Source organism: Methylophilus sp. DMC14, from assembly GCF_056314085.1.
In genome coordinates, this window is record NZ_JBQUZA010000006.1 from 130,737 (window position 1) to 147,598 (window position 16,862).

15 protein-coding genes and 2 tRNA genes are annotated in these 16,862 nt (G+C 51.2%); 14 read left to right on the forward strand and 3 right to left on the reverse strand.

The genetic code is table 11. From position 1 onward, the window contains the following. The first annotated feature begins 9 nt into the window (after window positions 1–9). The 5 genes from dnaQ to rfbD all read left to right on the forward strand — a co-directional run bounded on the left by dnaQ (window position 10) and on the right by rfbD (window position 4,281). Window positions 10–690 carry a DNA polymerase III subunit epsilon gene (gene dnaQ, locus ACT53C_RS12425; RefSeq protein ID WP_476146526.1) on the forward strand — a complete coding sequence of 227 codons (681 nt, stop codon included), beginning with the start codon at window positions 10–12 and terminating at the stop codon, window positions 688–690. A gap of 122 nt (window positions 691–812) precedes the next feature. Then, window positions 813–1,898 carry a dTDP-glucose 4,6-dehydratase gene (rfbB, locus tag ACT53C_RS12430; RefSeq protein WP_476146528.1) on the forward strand — a complete coding sequence of 362 codons (1,086 nt, stop codon included), beginning with the start codon at window positions 813–815 and terminating at the stop codon, window positions 1,896–1,898. Then, entirely contained in the window at window positions 1,898–2,779 is an 882-nt protein-coding gene (gene rfbA / locus ACT53C_RS12435; RefSeq protein ID WP_476146530.1) for a glucose-1-phosphate thymidylyltransferase RfbA, read from the forward strand. Before rfbB ends, rfbA begins: the two co-directional genes overlap by 1 nt. Beyond that, window positions 2,779–3,324 carry a dTDP-4-dehydrorhamnose 3,5-epimerase gene (rfbC, locus tag ACT53C_RS12440; protein WP_275355271.1) on the forward strand — a complete coding sequence of 182 codons (546 nt, stop codon included), beginning with the start codon at window positions 2,779–2,781 and terminating at the stop codon, window positions 3,322–3,324. The genes rfbA and rfbC overlap by 1 nt, the downstream gene beginning before the upstream one ends. Before the next feature lie 39 nt (window positions 3,325–3,363). Then, a complete protein-coding gene (gene rfbD / locus ACT53C_RS12445) occupies window positions 3,364–4,281 on the forward strand; it encodes a dTDP-4-dehydrorhamnose reductase (RefSeq protein WP_476146533.1) in 918 nt (305 codons plus the stop codon). Between the two features lie 13 nt (window positions 4,282–4,294). On the opposite strand, the gene queD is transcribed toward rfbD, so the two are convergent. Together queD and ACT53C_RS12455 are read right to left on the reverse strand one after the other, a co-directional pair. Continuing rightward, window positions 4,295–4,741, reverse strand: coding sequence for a 6-carboxytetrahydropterin synthase QueD (gene queD, locus ACT53C_RS12450; RefSeq protein ID WP_476146535.1), 447 nt, complete (start codon window positions 4,739–4,741; stop codon window positions 4,295–4,297). Between the two features lie 70 nt (window positions 4,742–4,811). Further along, on the reverse strand, window positions 4,812–4,985 hold the full coding sequence (locus tag ACT53C_RS12455; protein WP_476146536.1) for a hypothetical protein: 174 nt from the start codon (window positions 4,983–4,985) through the stop codon (window positions 4,812–4,814). A 221-nt stretch (window positions 4,986–5,206) separates the two neighbouring features. Here ACT53C_RS12455 and ACT53C_RS12460 point away from each other — a divergent pair, with 221 nt between their 5' ends. The 3 genes from ACT53C_RS12460 to ACT53C_RS12470 all read left to right on the forward strand — a co-directional run bounded on the left by ACT53C_RS12460 (window position 5,207) and on the right by ACT53C_RS12470 (window position 6,160). Then, on the forward strand, window positions 5,207–5,737 hold the full coding sequence (locus ACT53C_RS12460; RefSeq protein WP_228518728.1) for a glutathione peroxidase: 531 nt from the start codon (window positions 5,207–5,209) through the stop codon (window positions 5,735–5,737). Window positions 5,738–5,919: 182 nt separating this feature from the next. Next, window positions 5,920–5,995, forward strand: a tRNA-Ala gene (locus ACT53C_RS12465). A gap of 89 nt (window positions 5,996–6,084) precedes the next feature. Further along, window positions 6,085–6,160, forward strand: a tRNA-Glu gene (locus tag ACT53C_RS12470). 162 nt (window positions 6,161–6,322) lie between these two features. Here the strand turns inward: ACT53C_RS12470 and queF are convergent. Next, complete coding sequence (gene queF / locus ACT53C_RS12475; RefSeq protein WP_194747615.1) at window positions 6,323–6,769, reverse strand: preQ(1) synthase; 447 nt, start codon at window positions 6,767–6,769, stop codon at window positions 6,323–6,325. 79 nt (window positions 6,770–6,848) lie between these two features. On the opposite strand from queF, the gene smc reads away from it, so the two are divergent. The 6 genes from smc to ACT53C_RS12505 all read left to right on the forward strand — a co-directional run bounded on the left by smc (window position 6,849) and on the right by ACT53C_RS12505 (window position 16,553). Continuing rightward, entirely contained in the window at window positions 6,849–10,358 is a 3,510-nt protein-coding gene (smc, locus tag ACT53C_RS12480; RefSeq protein WP_476146539.1) for a chromosome segregation protein SMC, read from the forward strand. A gap of 52 nt (window positions 10,359–10,410) precedes the next feature. Then, window positions 10,411–11,844 carry a cell division protein ZipA C-terminal FtsZ-binding domain-containing protein gene (locus ACT53C_RS12485; RefSeq protein WP_476146541.1) on the forward strand — a complete coding sequence of 478 codons (1,434 nt, stop codon included), beginning with the start codon at window positions 10,411–10,413 and terminating at the stop codon, window positions 11,842–11,844. Window positions 11,845–11,846: 2 nt separating this feature from the next. Continuing rightward, complete coding sequence (gene ligA / locus ACT53C_RS12490) at window positions 11,847–13,931, forward strand: NAD-dependent DNA ligase LigA (RefSeq protein ID WP_476146590.1); 2,085 nt, start codon at window positions 11,847–11,849, stop codon at window positions 13,929–13,931. A gap of 59 nt (window positions 13,932–13,990) precedes the next feature. Continuing rightward, a complete protein-coding gene (locus tag ACT53C_RS12495) occupies window positions 13,991–14,812 on the forward strand; it encodes a tetratricopeptide repeat protein (protein ID WP_194747610.1) in 822 nt (273 codons plus the stop codon). Between the two features lie 177 nt (window positions 14,813–14,989). Continuing rightward, entirely contained in the window at window positions 14,990–15,937 is a 948-nt protein-coding gene (msrP, locus tag ACT53C_RS12500) for a protein-methionine-sulfoxide reductase catalytic subunit MsrP (RefSeq protein ID WP_476146543.1), read from the forward strand. A gap of 1 nt (window position 15,938) precedes the next feature. Next, window positions 15,939–16,553, forward strand: coding sequence for a protein-methionine-sulfoxide reductase heme-binding subunit MsrQ (locus ACT53C_RS12505; RefSeq protein ID WP_476146545.1), 615 nt, complete (start codon window positions 15,939–15,941; stop codon window positions 16,551–16,553). Window positions 16,554–16,862: the final 309 nt, after the last annotated feature.

Consider the following 16,862-nt stretch of genomic DNA (forward strand, 5'->3'; position numbering starts at 1 on the left):
GTAGCTTAAATGAGACAGATTTTCCTCGATACCGAGACCACTGGCCTCTATCCCGATCAGGGACATCGAATTATTGAAATTGCGGCGGTCGAGATGTTGAACCGCCGACCAACCCAGCGTCACTTTCACTTGTATATCAATCCCGAGCGTGAGATTGATGCCGGTGCGCAGGAAGTACATGGCATTTCACTGGAGTTCTTGCAGGATAAGCCGCTTTTTGCGCAAATTGCACAGGATTTCATTGCGTTTATTCGTGGTGCAGAGCTCATTATTCATAACGCTCCGTTTGATGTCGGCTTCCTCAATATGGAGTTGTCTAGGCTTAGCATGGGCCCGCTGCCGTCATTCGTCAGTGGTATCGTTGATACCTTGAAAATGGCCAAGGAAATGCGTCCAGGCCAGCGTAACAATCTGGATGCCTTGTGCCGCCACTACGGTATCGATAACTCACAGCGGACGTTGCACGGCGCCTTGCTCGATGCGGAATTGCTCGCCGATGTCTACATTGCCATGACGCGCGGACAAGAGAGCCTGTTGATGGAACTCTCAACCTCCGAGCAGCAAACCATGCAAAGCCATATTGAGGTCGACTTTTCTGCAATGAAGCGATTGCCGCCTAGCGAAGAGGAGTTGGCCAGCCATCAGCAATATATAGAAAGTCTCAGCAAGTCTGGCGCCTCGCCCTGGTGACGACTGTCTTTTGTTGTGATTTGATGCGGGTCTGCAGCGCTTATTCACTCTTTACATACCTAATGCTTGCGGTAGTATCAAAAGATATTTCCAAGTTGTAATCACTATTAAGCAGAGATTCTATGCACACAGACACCATTGTAGTGACCGGGGGTGCCGGTTTTATCGGCAGCAATTTCGTCAATGCCTGGGTAAAGCTGAAGCTGGGTAAACTGGTCAATCTGGACAAGCTCACTTATGCCGGCAACATGGAGAATCTGGCGGAGATTAGCCACGACCCGGACCATGTCTTCATTCATGCGGATATCGGTGACCGTGTTGCGGTGAAGTCGCTGCTAGAAACCCATAAGCCCAGGGCTGTGCTTAATTTTGCGGCAGAAAGTCACGTAGACCGCTCTATCCACGGGCCGGATGCGTTTATCCAGACCAATGTGGTTGGCACGTTTAACCTGCTTGAAGAGGTCCGCGCCTATTGGCAAGCATTACCAGTAGAGTCACAACAGTCGTTCCGTTTCCTGCATGTGTCTACCGATGAAGTCTATGGCTCGCTGGGTCCGAATGATCCAGCTTTCAAGGAAACCAACCCTTACCAGCCAAATAGCCCTTATTCAGCCTCAAAAGCGGCTTCAGATCATCTGGTACGTGCCTATCATCATACCTATGGCCTGCCGACCCTCACCACCAATTGCTCCAATAACTATGGCCCTTACCACTTCCCGGAAAAACTGATTCCGTTAGTGATTCATAACGCCTTGTCTGGCAAACCCTTGCCAATCTATGGTAACGGCAGCAATATCCGTGACTGGCTGTATGTCGAAGACCACTGCAGTGCCATCCGTGAAGTGCTGGCCAAGGGCCTGCCTGGCGAGACATACAATATTGGTGGCTGGAATGAGAAAACCAATCTGGACGTTGTACATACGCTGTGCGACATCCTCGATCAGGAGCAGCCCAAAGCACAAGGCAGCTACCGCGACCAGATTACGTTTGTCAAAGACCGTCCTGGTCATGACCTGCGTTACGCCATTGACGCCAGCAAGATCGAGCAGACCTTAGGCTGGAAACCTCAGGAAACCTTTGAAACCGGGATCCGTAAAACGGTGCGCTGGTATCTGGAGCATGCCCAATGGGTGGCACGCGTCACCAGCGGTGAATACCAGCACTGGCTCAGTACAAACTACCATGAACGTGGCGAGGAGTTGGCATAATGGCAAGAAAAGGCATCGTATTGGCCGGTGGCTCCGGCACCCGCTTATATCCAGTGACGCAAGTCGTCTCCAAACAACTGTTGCCGGTGTATGACAAACCCATGATCTACTACCCCCTGTCCGCACTCATGCTGGCAGGCATCCGGGAAGTGTTGATTATTTCTACCCCGATGGACACGCCACGCTTTAAAGAACTGCTCGGCGATGGCAGCCAGTGGGGCATGCGCATTGAGTATCAGGTACAACCTTCACCCGATGGGCTGGCACAAGCCTTTATCCTCGGCGAGTCGTTCATTGGTAACGACAGCAGCACCCTTGTGCTCGGTGACAATATTTTTTACGGGCATGAGCTCGGTGACATGGCCATGACTGCCGGTAAACGCGAGCAGGGCGCCACGGTGTTTGCCTACCCGGTCAACGACCCCGAGCGCTATGGCGTGGTCGAGTTTGATGCGCACGGCACGGCCATCAGCCTGGAAGAAAAGCCTACACAACCCAAGTCGCGCTATGCGGTAACGGGGCTGTATTTTTACGATCAGCGCGTGGTTGAGATTGCCAAGAACCTCAAGCCCTCGGCCCGTGGCGAACTCGAGATCACTGACGTCAACAAGCATTATTTGGCCTCTGGGGACCTCAATGTCGAAGTCATGGGGCGTGGCATGGCCTGGCTGGATACCGGTACCCACGAGTCACTGCTGGAAGCCAGTGGCTTTATTCAAACGATTGAAAAGCGCCAGGGCCTTAAAATTGCCTGTCTGGAAGAAATCGCCTATCGCCAGGGTTTTATCAATGCAGAGCAACTGGACAAACTGGCGGACAAATATGCCAAGAATGGGTACGGACAGTATTTGAAGATGATTTTAAAAGAGCGGGTGTTTTAATGCTGGTGACTGCGACCAAAATTCCAGAGGTGTTGATTCTAGAACCCAAGGTATTCGGCGATGCACGAGGCTTCTTTATAGAGAGCTTCAATGCGCAAGCCTTTAAACAAGCCACAGGGCTGGATGTGACATTCGTGCAAGATAACCATTCCCGTTCGGCCAAGGGCGTATTACGCGGCCTGCATTATCAAGTCCAGCAAGCGCAGGGCAAGCTGGTGAGAGTGGTTGCCGGAGAAGTGTTTGATGTCGCGGTCGATCTGCGTCAGAGTTCTGCGACCTTTGGATTATGGGAAGGCGTGCATTTAAGCGCTGACAATCACCGTCAGTTATGGATTCCGCCTGGCTTCGCGCATGGCTTTGTCGTGCTCTCTGACACGGCTGACTTTCTGTATAAAACAACGGATTACTATGCACCACAACATGAGGCCTGCCTTAAATGGGATGACCCGACGATTGGCATAGACTGGCCGTTGGACATGCCTCCCAGCCTATCTGCCAAAGATCAGCAAGGGCTCCCCTGGGCACAGGCGCCCAAATTTGACTAATCATTAGCATATTCTTTGATTCGGACCTTGCTCACGCATATGAAAAAAATCCTGTTAACAGGCGTCAATGGTCAAGTGGGGCATGCACTTGCCGCACAGCTGCAACAACAGCCCATTGCTCAAGTACAGCTCATCAGCTGTACCCGCCAACAACTGGACCTCAGTCAGCCAGCGCAGATCCGGCAAGTCATCCGTCAGGTCAAACCAGACCTGATTATTAACCCTGCTGCCTATACCGCGGTAGACCAGGCCGAAACCGAGCAAGAACTTTCCTTTGCCATCAACGCCACGGCCCCACAAATCATTGCAGAAGAAGCCGTACGACTGAATGCAGCGCTGATCCATTTCTCGACTGACTATGTATATGACGGCAGCAAAGCCACAGCTTACCTTGAAACTGACGCAGTTAATCCAGTCAGTGTTTATGGCGCCAGCAAACTTGCTGGCGAGCAGGCAATTGCTGAGGTTGGCCTCCCGCATCTCATCCTGCGTACCAGCTGGGTCTATGGCAGCTACGGCAAAAACTTCCTCAAAACCATCATTCGGTTAGCACAGAGTAGTGAACAACTACGCATTGTGGCAGACCAGCATGGCGCCCCCACGGCCGATATCGCGATTGCTGAAGCAGTCGCGCAATTAATTGAACGCTGGCATCCGCACAACGCTGAACAAACCGGGATTTATCATTTGGTGAATCGAGGTGAAACCACCTGGTATGGTTTTGCCAGTGAGATTGTGGCGCAGTATCAAGCGCTGGCGCTAAAACAGGGCTGGCCCGCCTTGCTACTTAAAGAGCTGCAAGCCATATCAACTGCAGAATACCCAACGCCTGCCAGACGCCCTCAAAACTCAAGGCTGGTCAGTGATAAGCTGGAGCAGGTGTTTGGTGTGCGTTTGCCGGGATGGGACACATCACTTGCGCAAGTCATGCCAGCGTTGAGTGCGCTGGAAAATTAATTCTGATCGCAGACTATTTCTGATCGAATGCGTCCGTCCAGCTATTGGGCGTTTCGTAAAGGCGAACCCTTACCAGCTTGAGCTGATTGCCGAAGGTACCACGATATTGGGCCTTGAGCAGCTTAAAGGCTTCCGCAGCCATGTTTTCTGCCGTCGGGATGGTTGGGAACACCACAGTCTTGTGATTGGGCAAGCTGTTTAGAAAATCCAGCACCGCCGTATCGTCATGGTAGACCAGAAAAGCATGGTCCCAGCGATCGACAATGGTTTCACGGGCAATTCTTTTTACATCAGCAAAATCCATTACCATACCATTTTCAGAGGCATGCTCTGCCTGAATCACCTCTCCAGACAGTGTAATTTCAATTGCGTAGCGATGACCGTGCAGATTACGGCATTGACTCTTGTGATCAGGAATGCGATGGCCCGCATCGAATTCCAAGCGTGTAGTAATTTCCATCACGCCATTATATCAGCAACCACGGCTCACGCTGATGCGCGATCACGGATTGCAAATGCAAGTGCATGCATTAATACAAATCATCAATATTCATTGATGCATCTTCATCGGCAGAGTAGTGCTTATGACTTTTTTCATAGCTGCCATAGCCACTGTCATAATCATCGACTTCATCGCCGGCAAAGTCTTCGAGCATTTGATCAATTTTCTTGAATTTATCGTTAGGTGCTGCTTTTTGTAACATGATGATCTCCCATGACGTTATTCTGTTAACAAAACCTGTCAGTATCAAATTGCTTTAGAACATCTTTAGCATAGACTGTGCCAAGCATGGCGAAGGTTCCTTACAAGAAGGTTAACGGCACCTATTAAAAAAAGTAAAATATGAAAACTCAATTGAGAACAATCAAGCTAACACATTGTCTACAAAGGCATAACACAATCATAACTATTTGGAGAGTTGCAATGCGCAGTTTTATATTGATGTTTTTAACCCTGGGGGGGGTATCCATGGCTGAGGCAGAATGTCTACCGTTATACCAGCACCAGTTTAAGACCCTGCAAGGTCAAACTGTCGATTTTTGTCAATTTCAGGACAAGCCAGTGCTCATTGTGAACACTGCCAGCAAATGCGGATTCACGCCACAGTTTGAAGCGCTGGAAGCCATGTATGAGCAATATAAGGATAAAGGGCTGGTGGTGATTGGCTTCCCCTCCAATGATTTCCGTCAGGAGCCTGGCAACAACAAGCAGATTGGCGACTTTTGCAAGCTGACTTATTCGGTCAAGTTTCCCATGGTTGAAAAATCCAGCGTGACCGGAAGTGGCGCCAATCCGCTTTATCAGCAACTGATCAAACAAACAGGGCAGGCACCACAATGGAATTTTTACAAATATCTGATTTTGCCAGGTGGGCAGAAGGTTTATTCTTTTAACAGTATGACACGTCCGGAAAGTGAAGAAATTCTCGGCAAGATCAAACCCCATCTCAAGTAAGTTTCTCAACGCTTTTGACGGCTGGCTCTGTGGCAAAACAGGCAGGGCCTCATAAAACAAAACGATATAAAGTTTTTTTCATGTTTTCTTATCAAAGTCGTTGACAAGATATCTGGGCATCATTAATATGGCGCCTTCTTTGAATTGCACTGCAAAACAAAGAACTGCAATACCAGAGATTTGGGGGTATAGCTCAGCTGGGAGAGCGCTTGCATGGCATGCAAGAGGTCAGCGGTTCGATCCCGCTTATCTCCACCAAGTGATTGAAAATATTGAATTTTTTTAAAAAATAAATATTTTAATTATTTGAAAAACTGGTATAATGCACGGGTTGTTAAATTTCTTAGGTCCCCATCGTCTAGAGGCCTAGGACACCTCCCTTTCACGGAGGCGACCGGGGTTCGAATCCCCGTGGGGACGCCAAAAATCACTCAGTGATTTCTAGCTTTAAATTTCATATTTATTTAAATCACCTGCTTATTAAAGCTTAAGCTTCTTTAAGGCTATGGTGTAAAGCTGCGTACAGATTACGCAGTAAAAAACCCGGCATTGCCGGGCTTTTGTTTTTTTGCATGGTCAAATGGCTTATCCGCGTATATTACTTTGCGCAGAAAACTGAGAGAGCTCGACAAAAGGTTGTGGCTGCCAGCCTGGGGCACGATGTTCGGCCACCACATTGGTGAAAATGCCACCACGGACATAAAATTTGGCGGTTACGCGCATAAATTTTGGGTCTATGGCAGAGACTAGATCATCCAGAATCTGATTGGTGACCGCTTCATGGAAGCAGCCCTCATCGCGGAATGACCACATGTAAAGTTTAAGACTCTTGAGCTCAACACATAACTTGTTGGGAATATAGTCCAGATAAATCACCGCAAAGTCAGGTTGACCGGTTTTTGGACACAGGCAGGTAAACTCTGGAATTTCCATATGGATATGGAAGTCTCTCTGCGAATTGGGATTTTCAAAAGTTTCCAGTGTTTTAGTCGGTTGTGCAGTGGGTTTCCCACCAAGTAAATGTTCGTTCATTGTGCGCATGTTTCGTCTTAAAAATGGGTATTATAACGCTTAAGCGACCACTCAAATTCTTATAAGCAGTTTACTTACTTTGCGTCTGACACATTTAAAACTTGCGGGGTTCAAGTCTTTTGTTGATCCAACGACCATCCACCTGCATGGGCAGCGTGTGGGCGTGGTAGGGCCCAATGGCTGTGGCAAGTCTAACGTCATGGAGTCGGTCCGCTGGGTGCTGGGCGAATCCTCCGCCAAGGAAATGCGCGCCGATGCCATGGACGCAGTGATTTTTAACGGATCTTCGCATCGCAAACCTATTTCGCGGGCCAGTGTCGAGCTCATTTTTGATAACAGCCTGGGTGGTGCCAGTGGCGAGTGGAATCAATATGCCGAAATCTCGGTCAAGCGCGTAATCGAGCGCGATAAGGGCTCAAGCTACTATATTAATAACACTGCGGTACGCCGTCGGGATGTGGCGGATTTGTTTTTGGGCACCGGCCTTGGGGGGCGTGCTTACGCCATCATCGGTCAAAACACGATTTCACGTATTGTTGAAGCCCGGCCAGAAGAGCTGCGCGTATTTCTCGAAGAAGCCGCAGGGATCAGCAAATATAAAGAGCGCAGGCGTGAAACAGAGCTACGCCTGCGTGATACACGTGAGAATCTTGCGCGCGTGGAAGATATTTCACGCGAGATGAACAAGCAGATTCTCAAGCTGGAGGCGCAAGCCGTTGTGACGCAGAAATATCAGTCACTGCAAGCGGCGTACCAACTGGCTGAGGCGCAATGGTGGTGGTTGCGCAAGCGAGATGCTGTGCTGGCTTACGAGGCCGCTTCACAAGCGGTAGCGCACGAAGTGAATGCGCTGGAGGAGAAAGTTGCGGCGTTAAGGCGTTGCGAGCTGGCTTTGGAGCAGGCTCGACAGCAGTATCAGGCCGCATCAGGCGAATTGCATACGGCACAGGCGGCCTTTTACGAGGCCAACGCGCAAGTTTCCAATCTGGATTTACAAGTTAAGCAATCGGAAGAGGCCCGCTTAAGATTACTGCAACAGCAACAACAGCTGCAGGGGCAAATTGAGCGTGGTAGCCAGCAGCAAACGCAGTTACAACAGCAACTGGACGAAAAAACCACTGCGCTCGCCTCCGCACAACAAGCGCTGACCGGACAAGCGCAGCAGTTGCAAGCCTTGCAACAGGCTTTGCCTGCACAGTCATTACATTTGCAAGGCATACAGCAAGCCGCCAGTGAAGCACAGCAAGCCGTGCAGCAATGCCGCCAGCAGATGCAACTGGAGCAGAATAACGTACAGTTTTTGCAACGCAATCTTTCGGAATCCAACCAGCGCTTGCAACAGTTACAAGGTGAGCTATCAGCCTGGGCCTTGCCAGGTATGCAGGCCTTGGAGGGGTATAAGCAGCAGCAGGCGCAACAGCAAGCTCAGTTGCAGCAAGAAGAACAGCAGCTACAACAATGGCGGGTAGATGAGCAGCAGCAACAGCAATGGTTGCTGCAAGCCAGGCAAGACTGGCAGCAGGCTCAACGCCAGCTGAACCAGCTTGAAGCCGAAATCCAGTCTTTGCAAAAGTTGCAGCAAAGCCTCAAGCAAGACCAGCAACTAGGGCCCTGGTTGCAACAAAGCGGTTTGCAATCAGCGGCGCGTTTGTGGCAGGCGGTACAGGTGGATGCCACATGGCAGCCCGCGCTCGAAGCGGTCCTGGGCTATAAACTGAATGCCTTGCTCACTGATTCTTTGCCGACCTTGGCTAAATTACCGCATCCGCAAGCCGCTTTAGCCATAGCCATGCTTGGAACGGCACGCGATAGCTTGCCAGACCATTGGCAAGGATTACCCAGCTTATATAGTTTGCTCACGCTCAAGCAGCCGGAAATGGCTGGTGCCTTGCAGCACTGGCTCATGGGTATTTACGTGATTGAGGATGTTGCCCAAGTGGGCCAGTTTCAATCGCAACTCCCGGCAGGCGTGAGTCTGCTGAGCAAGCAAGGGGATCTCTATCAACGCTATAGCGTGGTTTATCATGGCCGCCAGAATGCCATGCAAGGCGTGTTGGAGCGGCAGCAGCAACTGGACAAGTTACAGGCCGGTTTGGAAGCCGCGCAAGCTGCGGTTAATCACACCCAGCAGCAGGTGCAACTGATTGAACAGGCGCTGCAACAGTTGCGCTTGCAACAGCAACAGGCACATCCACGGATCAAACAACACACTGCAGCCATGCATGAGGCGCAGATGCAACAGTCAAGCTTGCAGCAGGCCTATGACAACGCGTCGCGCAGGCAAACCGCCTTGCAACAAGACCTGTCTGCGCTGCAAGTGCGACAGCAGAGTCTCAATGACGAGCTTTCGCAAGCACAAGCCAGGATCGCGCAGTATCAGGCGCAGTTTGCCAGCCTGGAACAGGCGGCGCGCGAAGCGCAGGCCCTCAAGCATCATGCAGAGCAAGCCTATTTTGATGCGCGTGACAGCGTACAGCAGGCTGAAAAAGCCCATCAGTCACAAGTATTCGAGCAAACCTTGTTGCAAAATGCTGTCAATGATTTGCAGCACCGCTTGAGTCAGCTCAGCCAAGAGCGTGAGCATTTGCAATTACGCCTGCAAGAAACCGAGCAAACACTGGCCGTCAGTGCTATGGAAACCTTGAAGGCACATTTGGCACAGGCCTTGGACATGCAGCACACTTGTGAGCAGGCGCTGGCGCATGTGCGTAACGATCTGACGCAGAAAGAAGCCGTTTTGCAGACAGAAGAGCGTCAGCGCATGCAAATCGAGCAGCAATTGCATCCCTTGCGCGACACCGTGGAGCAACAAAGACTTAAACAGCAGGCCTGTCAGCTGCAAGTCGAGCAATGCCAGCAGTCTTTGTCTGAAACGGGGCTGGATGAAGCCTTGCTTCAGCAAGGGCTAAATCATGACAGCAAAGCCGAAACACTGGCGCAAACGACCCAAAGGTTACAACAGCAGATCCAGCAACTCGGTGCGGTCAATCTGGCTGCGATTGAAGAATTAGCCAGCGAGCAAGCGCGTAAAGGGTATCTGGACAGTCAACTGCAAGACCTGCTCACCGCCAGCGAAACGCTGGAAGAGGCGATCCAGAAAATAGACCGCGAAACCCGCGGAAAACTGCGTGCAACCTTTGATGAAGCCAACCGTCACTTTGGCGAATTATTTAATACCTTGTTTAATGGCGGCAATGCCAAGCTGGTGCTGTTGGGTGATGAAATTCTGGATACCGGCGTGCAAGTCTTTGCGCAACCGCCAGGCAAAAAAAACACGACCATCCAGTTATTATCCGGGGGCGAAAAAGCGCTGACGGCCATGGCGCTGGTATTTGCGCTGTTCAGGTTAAATCCGGCACCGTTTTGCCTGATGGATGAGGTGGATGCCCCGCTGGATGACAGCAATACCGAGCGTTTCTGCCAACTGGTGCGCGTGATGTCAGAAAAAACCCAATTCTTGTTTGTTTCTCACAACAAAATCACCATGGAGATGTCTGAACAGCTAATTGGGGTCACCATGCAAGAGTCGGGCGTGTCACGGATTGTCGATGTCGATATCGAAGAGGCCATCCGCATGCATGCGGCTTAGCGCCAGTTTTGTTGTATCATAATGCAAGCGTTATAAAGGATTGTTAAGTCACATGTCTGATTTGTGGATGATATTGGTGTTGCTCGGGGTCAGCATCGTTCTGGCAGTGGTTGTATTTAACTGGTGGCAGGAAAAAAAATATCGTAGAGACGTTGAATACCGTTTTAGTCATACCCGTAGCGATTTGCTGGATGGCGAGCCTGCCGCCAAAGTCAAAGAGGCTGCCAAGAAAGCTGCCGTGGATACCGCGCCTGTGTCCGAGGAGGTAGAGGGCTGGATGTCTGAGCCCCGTGTCCGCCAAACCGGCGTGCGGCCTTCAACTCAACCTTCTGTTAAAGTTGAGCCGGAGTTTTCCAATCCCCCCCCGGCAAAAGCCGCAGAGCCCGCCAAGCTTAAACCAAAACCAGCGCCTGCCATTTCCCCAGTTAAAACAGCGCCTTCCCAACCTATTCATGAGCCAGCGGTCAATCTGACCAAGCCAGAACCGGTCACCCCACAGGTGTCGGCTTATCAACCGCCAGTCGCAGTGCCAGAGCCGGCTGTGGTGGCAGAGCAACCGACTTTTGCTTTTGAAGTACCGCCAGTCCAGGCCTTGGAAGAGATGCCATCGGCAGAACCGGCTTCCTTGTCCCCGACACTGCCGGACTTGCCTGCTGAAGTGCACCCCTCTATGGATTGGATAGGCTTGATTGATGCGCCGCTAGGCGTCATGTTGGTTGAGCTGGAAGATATGCAAGCTGAGGTACGTACGTTCCCACAACATGCCACCCTCTGGGCGCAGAGCGCAACAACGGGCGAGTGGCAGGATGTATTGGCTCTGGATGCTGCCGCCATGCAAACACAAACGCCCGCCAGTCAGGTCGCTTGCAGTTTGCAATTGGCAGACCGTGGCGGTCCGGTTGATCAGGAAACGCTCAAGCGCTTTCAGAAGTCCATGGAAACATTGTCCAGGGCCTTGGGCCTGACTGTGGTATGGCAGGGCGGATATGAGCCTGCATTGCAAGCACAAGCGATAGATGCTTTCTGTATCGACGTTGATAAAGCCGTTGAATTTCATGTGTTAGCCAACCAGGGCATGTTTCATGCGACCAAGCTGCGTGGCTTGGCTGAAGCTTGCGGCATGCAGCTGAGTGCCGAAGGCCGCTTCGAGTTATTGAATGCTGACGGTCAATTAGTGTTTTCAGTACGTAATTACGAGGGCAAGCCATTTTCTGCAGATATGTTGAAATCCGCAGTGATGACTGGGGTGACTTTCCAGCTGGATATTCCTACTACGCCTGACAGTTTGCAGGTGTTTGACCAGATGGTCGAAATTGCACGTCATCTGGCGACTAGCCTCAATGCCGCCCTGATTGACGTCAACCGCAAAGCGATTGGTGATCCACAGCTGGATAAAATCCGCCAGCAACTCAAAAATATCTCTAATGCAATGGCGACGCAGGGGATTATCCCCGGTAGTAGCCATGCCAAGCGCCTGTTCTCCTGATGATGTCCATGCAAGAGGCTGCGCTGGCGTTGCAGCAGCTCAAGCAACGTATTGCCGAGTATGACTATCACTATTATGTGCTGGACGCGCCCTTGGTCAGCGATAGTGAATATGATGGCCTCTACCGCCAGCTGGTCGAGATTGAGCAGCAATATCCAGCGCTGATTACTGCGGACTCCCCCAGCCAGCGGGTGGGGGGACAGGCGCTGGCTGCTTTTGAAAGCGTGCAACACCGGCAAGCCATGCTTTCCCTGAATAATGCCTTTACAGACGACGAGCTAGATGCATTTGACCGTCGAGTGCGTGAAGGTACCGGGGAGGCCGTGGTGGCCTATGCCGTCGAGCCAAAATTTGATGGCCTGGCGATTACCCTGACCTATGAGCACGGGCTATTTGTGCAGGGCGCGACCCGTGGCGATGGGTATACGGGGGAGAACGTCACCCATAACCTCAAAACCATACGCGCCATTCCCAGCCGCTTGAATATTGCGCAGCCACCAGCCTTACTTGAGGTGCGCGGCGAGGTCTTGATGTTGAAAAGAGACTTCGAGAAGCTCAATCAGCAACAGGCCGCTGCTAATGGCAAACTGTTTGCCAACCCGCGCAATGCCGCAGCAGGTAGCTTGCGCCAGCTGGATCCTCACATTACCGCCAAACGCCCTCTACATTTCTTTGCCTATGGTCTGGGCGCCAGCATAGGCGTGCCGGAATTAAATACTCATTCTGAAGCCATGCAATACCTGGCTGACTTGCGTTTTCCTGTCAGTGATTTGCGCGCGGTGAAAATAGGCGCTCAGGGGTTGCGTGAATACTATGCCGAGATTGGCGAAAAACGGCACCAGTTACCGTTTGACATTGATGGCGTGGTCTACAAAGTGAATGGCTTTGCCTTGCAGGCCAGCCTAGGCTTTGTTTCGCGTGCGCCGCGCTGGGCGGTGGCACACAAGTTTCCGGCCGAAGAGGCGACAACCATTGTTGAAGATATTTCTGTGCAGGTGGGTCGTACTGGTGCAATCACACCTGTTGCCAGATTGAAACCCGTATTTGTAGGCGGCGTGACGGTCACGAATGCCACCTTGCATAACGAGGATGAATTACGGCGCAAGGATATCCAGATCGGCGACACCGTGATTGTCAGGCGGGCAGGGGATGTGATCCCAGAGGTTGTTTCGGTAAAAACAGAATTACGCCCGACAGATGCGCGTCACTTTGAAATGCCTGCCGTCTGCCCGGAATGTGGCTCGCATGTGGTCCGTCCGCAGGATGAAGCAGTAGCACGCTGTACTGGTGGATTGATCTGCCCGGCACAGCGTAAACAGGCCATTACACACTTTGCTTCTCGCCGTGCCATGGATATTGAGGGCCTGGGTGAGAAGCTGGTTGACCAGCTGGTTGCACGCGAACTCGTCCATCATCTGGATGATATTTACCGTTTGACCCTGCCCATGCTCAGCGACCTTGAACGCATGGCAGAAAAATCTGCACAAAATGTGCTGGTAGCCATTGAAAAAAGCAAGCAAACGACCTTGCCCAGATTTATTTATGCATTAGGTATTCGCAATGTGGGTGAGGCCACTGCAAAAGACCTGGCACAACATTTTGGTAATCTTGATGCCTTGATGCAGGCCGATGTAGCCGCACTCACGCAAGTCAAGGATGTCGGGCCGATTGTGGCGGAAGCTGCATATCAGTTCTTTCAGGAACCGCATAACCGCGAAGTGATCGCCGCCATGCGCGATTTAGGCGTGCATTGGGCCGACATTGAAAAAAAGGCCGCTTTGACCCCGTTTGCTGGCAAAACCTTTGTGCTGACTGGCACATTGCCTACGCTCAAGCGTGACCAAGCCCAAGCGATGATTGAAGCCGCGGGCGGTAAGGTCAGCGGCAGTGTCTCGGCCAAAACCAGTTATGTGGTGGCCGGAGAAGAGGCGGGCAGCAAACTTGAAAAAGCGCAGCAACTGAATATCGCCATTCTGGATGAAGCTGCATTGCTCCTCATGTTACAGGCCGCTTCTGAAGATGACACGACAACGGAAACGCCCTCTGATTCAATCGAACCTCTCTCAAAACAATCGAGTTTATTCTGAATATGAACTTAAAATTAACTTTAATTTTGGCTGTTAATCTATTGATTATCAATGAATCAATGGCTAAGGATGCTGCATTAGATGCCTGCGATACTGCCGTCCAAAAACATCAATACGCTGAAGCCGTCAAACTTGCGGAGCAGCATGCAAAACAGGCTGAATTTTGGCTTTGCAAAGGCCGCGCGCAATCGGGTTTAGGGGATAACACCGCCGCCCAGCAGAGCTTTAAACAGGCACTCAGCCTCAAGCCGGAAGGGCTGGATCTGATTGCGGCGCATATGTTGTTGGGCAATGCGCAGCTGGAAGCCAAAGTGCATGCCGCAGCGCTGGAGAGTTATCAGCAAGCATTGAAATTTAGCGAGCAGCAAAACATGCGCCGCTATGCCCGCGTTGCCCACAACCTCATCGGCGAAGCCTATTTTGAAATGGAGCAGTATGCTGACGCGCTCAAATCATTTGAAGCCGGCGAAAAGCTCTCCTTGAACGACGACGAGCGCGCGGATAGCTATATCCACGAAGCCATGACCTATCAGCAGTTAAAACAGGCTGAAAAAGCGATTGAATATCAGCTCAAAGGTGTCCTGATGCTGCGCAAATCAGGCACCCCTGACCAATATGCTGAAGCCAGCCTGACTTTGGGGCAATTGTTTACCGATAAAAAAGACTTTGTCGGGGCAGACAAAACCTACCAGCGCTTGATGGACTATGCGCATGAGAATGGCGGCGAATTTTATGAAGCCAAGACCGCCATTCAATGGGCCGCTTCAAAAAAGGCACAAGGGGATCATGCGGCTGCGCAACAGTTACTGCAGCAAGCCCGTACCATTGCCGCCAAATTAAAAGATGCTGAACTGGACGCCTTGTTGACACAGGCAAAGTAAAGCATTCCCAATCAAACTGGATGATTTGCGCTTGAGGCCCAGTTAAGGGCCTCAAGTGACGCATTTAGCCCTGTCAAACTTCCCTGGCAGTTAAAGATTTATTTTTATTTGGAATCCCCTGTAAGGTTTTCCTGTCATACGCGACAAACATACAATTGTCACCACACAGGAAACAACATGCAATTTGACCCTCACCGCAGCAACCCCAGCGGAATCTTACCCTCAGAAATCACGCCGCAAGCGCTGTTTGAACAACGCCGGACTTTGATCAAGGCTGCTGGTGTCGCCGCTGCCAGTTTGTGGTTGCCGACCACGGCACAGGCAGCGCAAACGCTGGAGTTCCAAAAAACCGCCTATGGCAAGGAGGAGACGCTGACCGCTTTGCAGGACGTGACCAATTACAATAATTATTATGAGTTTGGCACCGGCAAAGAAGACCCGGCGCGAGAGGCGGTGCTGTTCAAGCCGACGCCATGGACCATCAAGATAGAAGGTGCGGTCAAGCAAGCGAAAACCATAGGCATTGAGCAACTGATGAAGCTGGCACCGCTGGAAGAGCGGATTTATCGTATGCGCTGTGTCGAGGGCTGGTCTATGGTCATCCCATGGATAGGGTTGCCACTCAAGGCGCTGATTGACTGGGCGCAACCGACCGGCAATGCAAAGTATATTGAGTTTGTGTCGTATAACGACCCCCGGCATATGCCTGGCGCGCGCATGCCGATACTGGACTGGCCTTATGTGGAGGGGTTGCGTATGGATGAGGCCATGCAACCACTGACGATTCTGGCGGTGGGACTGTATGGCAAGGTCTTGCCAAATCAGAACGGCGCACCAGTGCGTCTGGTGGTGCCATGGAAGTATGGGTTTAAAGGGGCCAAAGCCATTTCTACCATTCGCTTTGTTGAGCAAATGCCAACGACAACCTGGATGCGGGCGAGTCAGCGTGAATACGGGTTTTACGCCAACGTAAACCCTCAAGTCGATCATCCACGCTGGACGCAGTCCTCAGAGAAGCGTATCGGCGCAGGACTGTTTGCCGGGCGCGTGAAAACCAAGCTGTTTAATGGTTATGAAGAAGTCGCCAGCTTGTATGCCGGGATGGATTTGAAGAAAAATTTCTAATATGAGTCCTTTATTCACATGGCCTTCTCTTTCAGTGAAAGACCGCATCAAGGGGGTGAAGATGCTGGTTTGGCTAGGCGCATTACTGCCGATACTGCGCCTGGTCTATCTGGGGGTTACCAATGACTTGGGGGCGAATCCGGTTGAGTTTATTGAGCGTTCGACCGGCACGTGGGCACTGGTATTTTTGTTACTGTCACTGAGTGTGACACCGCTTAAATCTCTCACCCGTCTAGGCTGGTTGATCGCCGTGCGGCGCCTGTTAGGGTTATGGATGTTTGCCTATGCCAGTTTGCATGTGACCAGTTATGTCTGGCTGGATTATCAGTTCGACTGGTCGGACATGGTCAAAGATATCGTCAAGCATCCCTATGTGCTGGTTGGGGCATTGGCTTTATTATTGACTGTGCCGTTGGCGGCTACTTCTAACCAGGCAGCCATGCATGCCCTTAAACAGCGCTGGAAAACATTGCATCAACTGGTGTATGTGATTGCGGTCTTGGCCTTGCTGCATTTCTGGTGGCTGGTCAAAAAAGACCTGACCGAACCGATCATTTACAGCGGGGTGTTTGGCTTGATCATGCTCTTGCGTTTGCCTGTCTTTAGTAGAAAGTAGATTTGGGCGATTTTTCTTTGATTTTTTATGATGCAAAGCCATCTTACGTGGGACGAACTCCAATCGCCGGATTTACCCCAAAGTGAGGCCGGGGAGGGGGATGGTCGCGCACTGTTTCTACCCGCGAACTTGCTTGCAGCCAGACAAGTGTTAAGGTATCTGTGCTTGACATCGCACTGCTTTTTGGACACATTATTGTAAATATAATGCGCAGCCATCCATTGGTAGTGCTATTCTAAAAATATTCTTCGGGGGTGTGCCATCTCATGACCAGCGTATTTACCTGCGTTGGAGGGACAGAGATTGTGC

Bases quoted from the DNA above. Each gene is read 5' to 3' on its own strand.
- msrP (WP_476146543.1), top strand. From the start codon at position 14,990: ATGCAATTTGACCCTCACCGCAGCAACCCCAGCGGAATCTTACCCTCA.
- ligA (WP_476146590.1), top strand. From the start codon at position 11,847: ATGTCCATGCAAGAGGCTGCGCTGGCGTTGCAGCAGCTCAAGCAACGT.
- dnaQ (WP_476146526.1), top strand. From the start codon at position 10: ATGAGACAGATTTTCCTCGATACCGAGACCACTGGCCTCTATCCCGAT.
- ACT53C_RS12505 (WP_476146545.1), top strand. From the start codon at position 15,939: ATGAGTCCTTTATTCACATGGCCTTCTCTTTCAGTGAAAGACCGCATC.
- ACT53C_RS12455 (WP_476146536.1), bottom strand. From the start codon at position 4,985: ATGTTACAAAAAGCAGCACCTAACGATAAATTCAAGAAAATTGATCAA.
- rfbC (WP_275355271.1), top strand. From the start codon at position 2,779: ATGCTGGTGACTGCGACCAAAATTCCAGAGGTGTTGATTCTAGAACCC.
- rfbD (WP_476146533.1), top strand. From the start codon at position 3,364: ATGAAAAAAATCCTGTTAACAGGCGTCAATGGTCAAGTGGGGCATGCA.
- rfbB (WP_476146528.1), top strand. From the start codon at position 813: ATGCACACAGACACCATTGTAGTGACCGGGGGTGCCGGTTTTATCGGC.
- ACT53C_RS12495 (WP_194747610.1), top strand. From the start codon at position 13,991: ATGGCTAAGGATGCTGCATTAGATGCCTGCGATACTGCCGTCCAAAAA.
- rfbA (WP_476146530.1), top strand. From the start codon at position 1,898: ATGGCAAGAAAAGGCATCGTATTGGCCGGTGGCTCCGGCACCCGCTTA.
- ACT53C_RS12460 (WP_228518728.1), top strand. From the start codon at position 5,207: ATGCGCAGTTTTATATTGATGTTTTTAACCCTGGGGGGGGTATCCATG.
- ACT53C_RS12485 (WP_476146541.1), top strand. From the start codon at position 10,411: ATGTCTGATTTGTGGATGATATTGGTGTTGCTCGGGGTCAGCATCGTT.
- queD (WP_476146535.1), bottom strand. From the start codon at position 4,741: ATGGAAATTACTACACGCTTGGAATTCGATGCGGGCCATCGCATTCCT.
- queF (WP_194747615.1), bottom strand. From the start codon at position 6,769: ATGAACGAACATTTACTTGGTGGGAAACCCACTGCACAACCGACTAAA.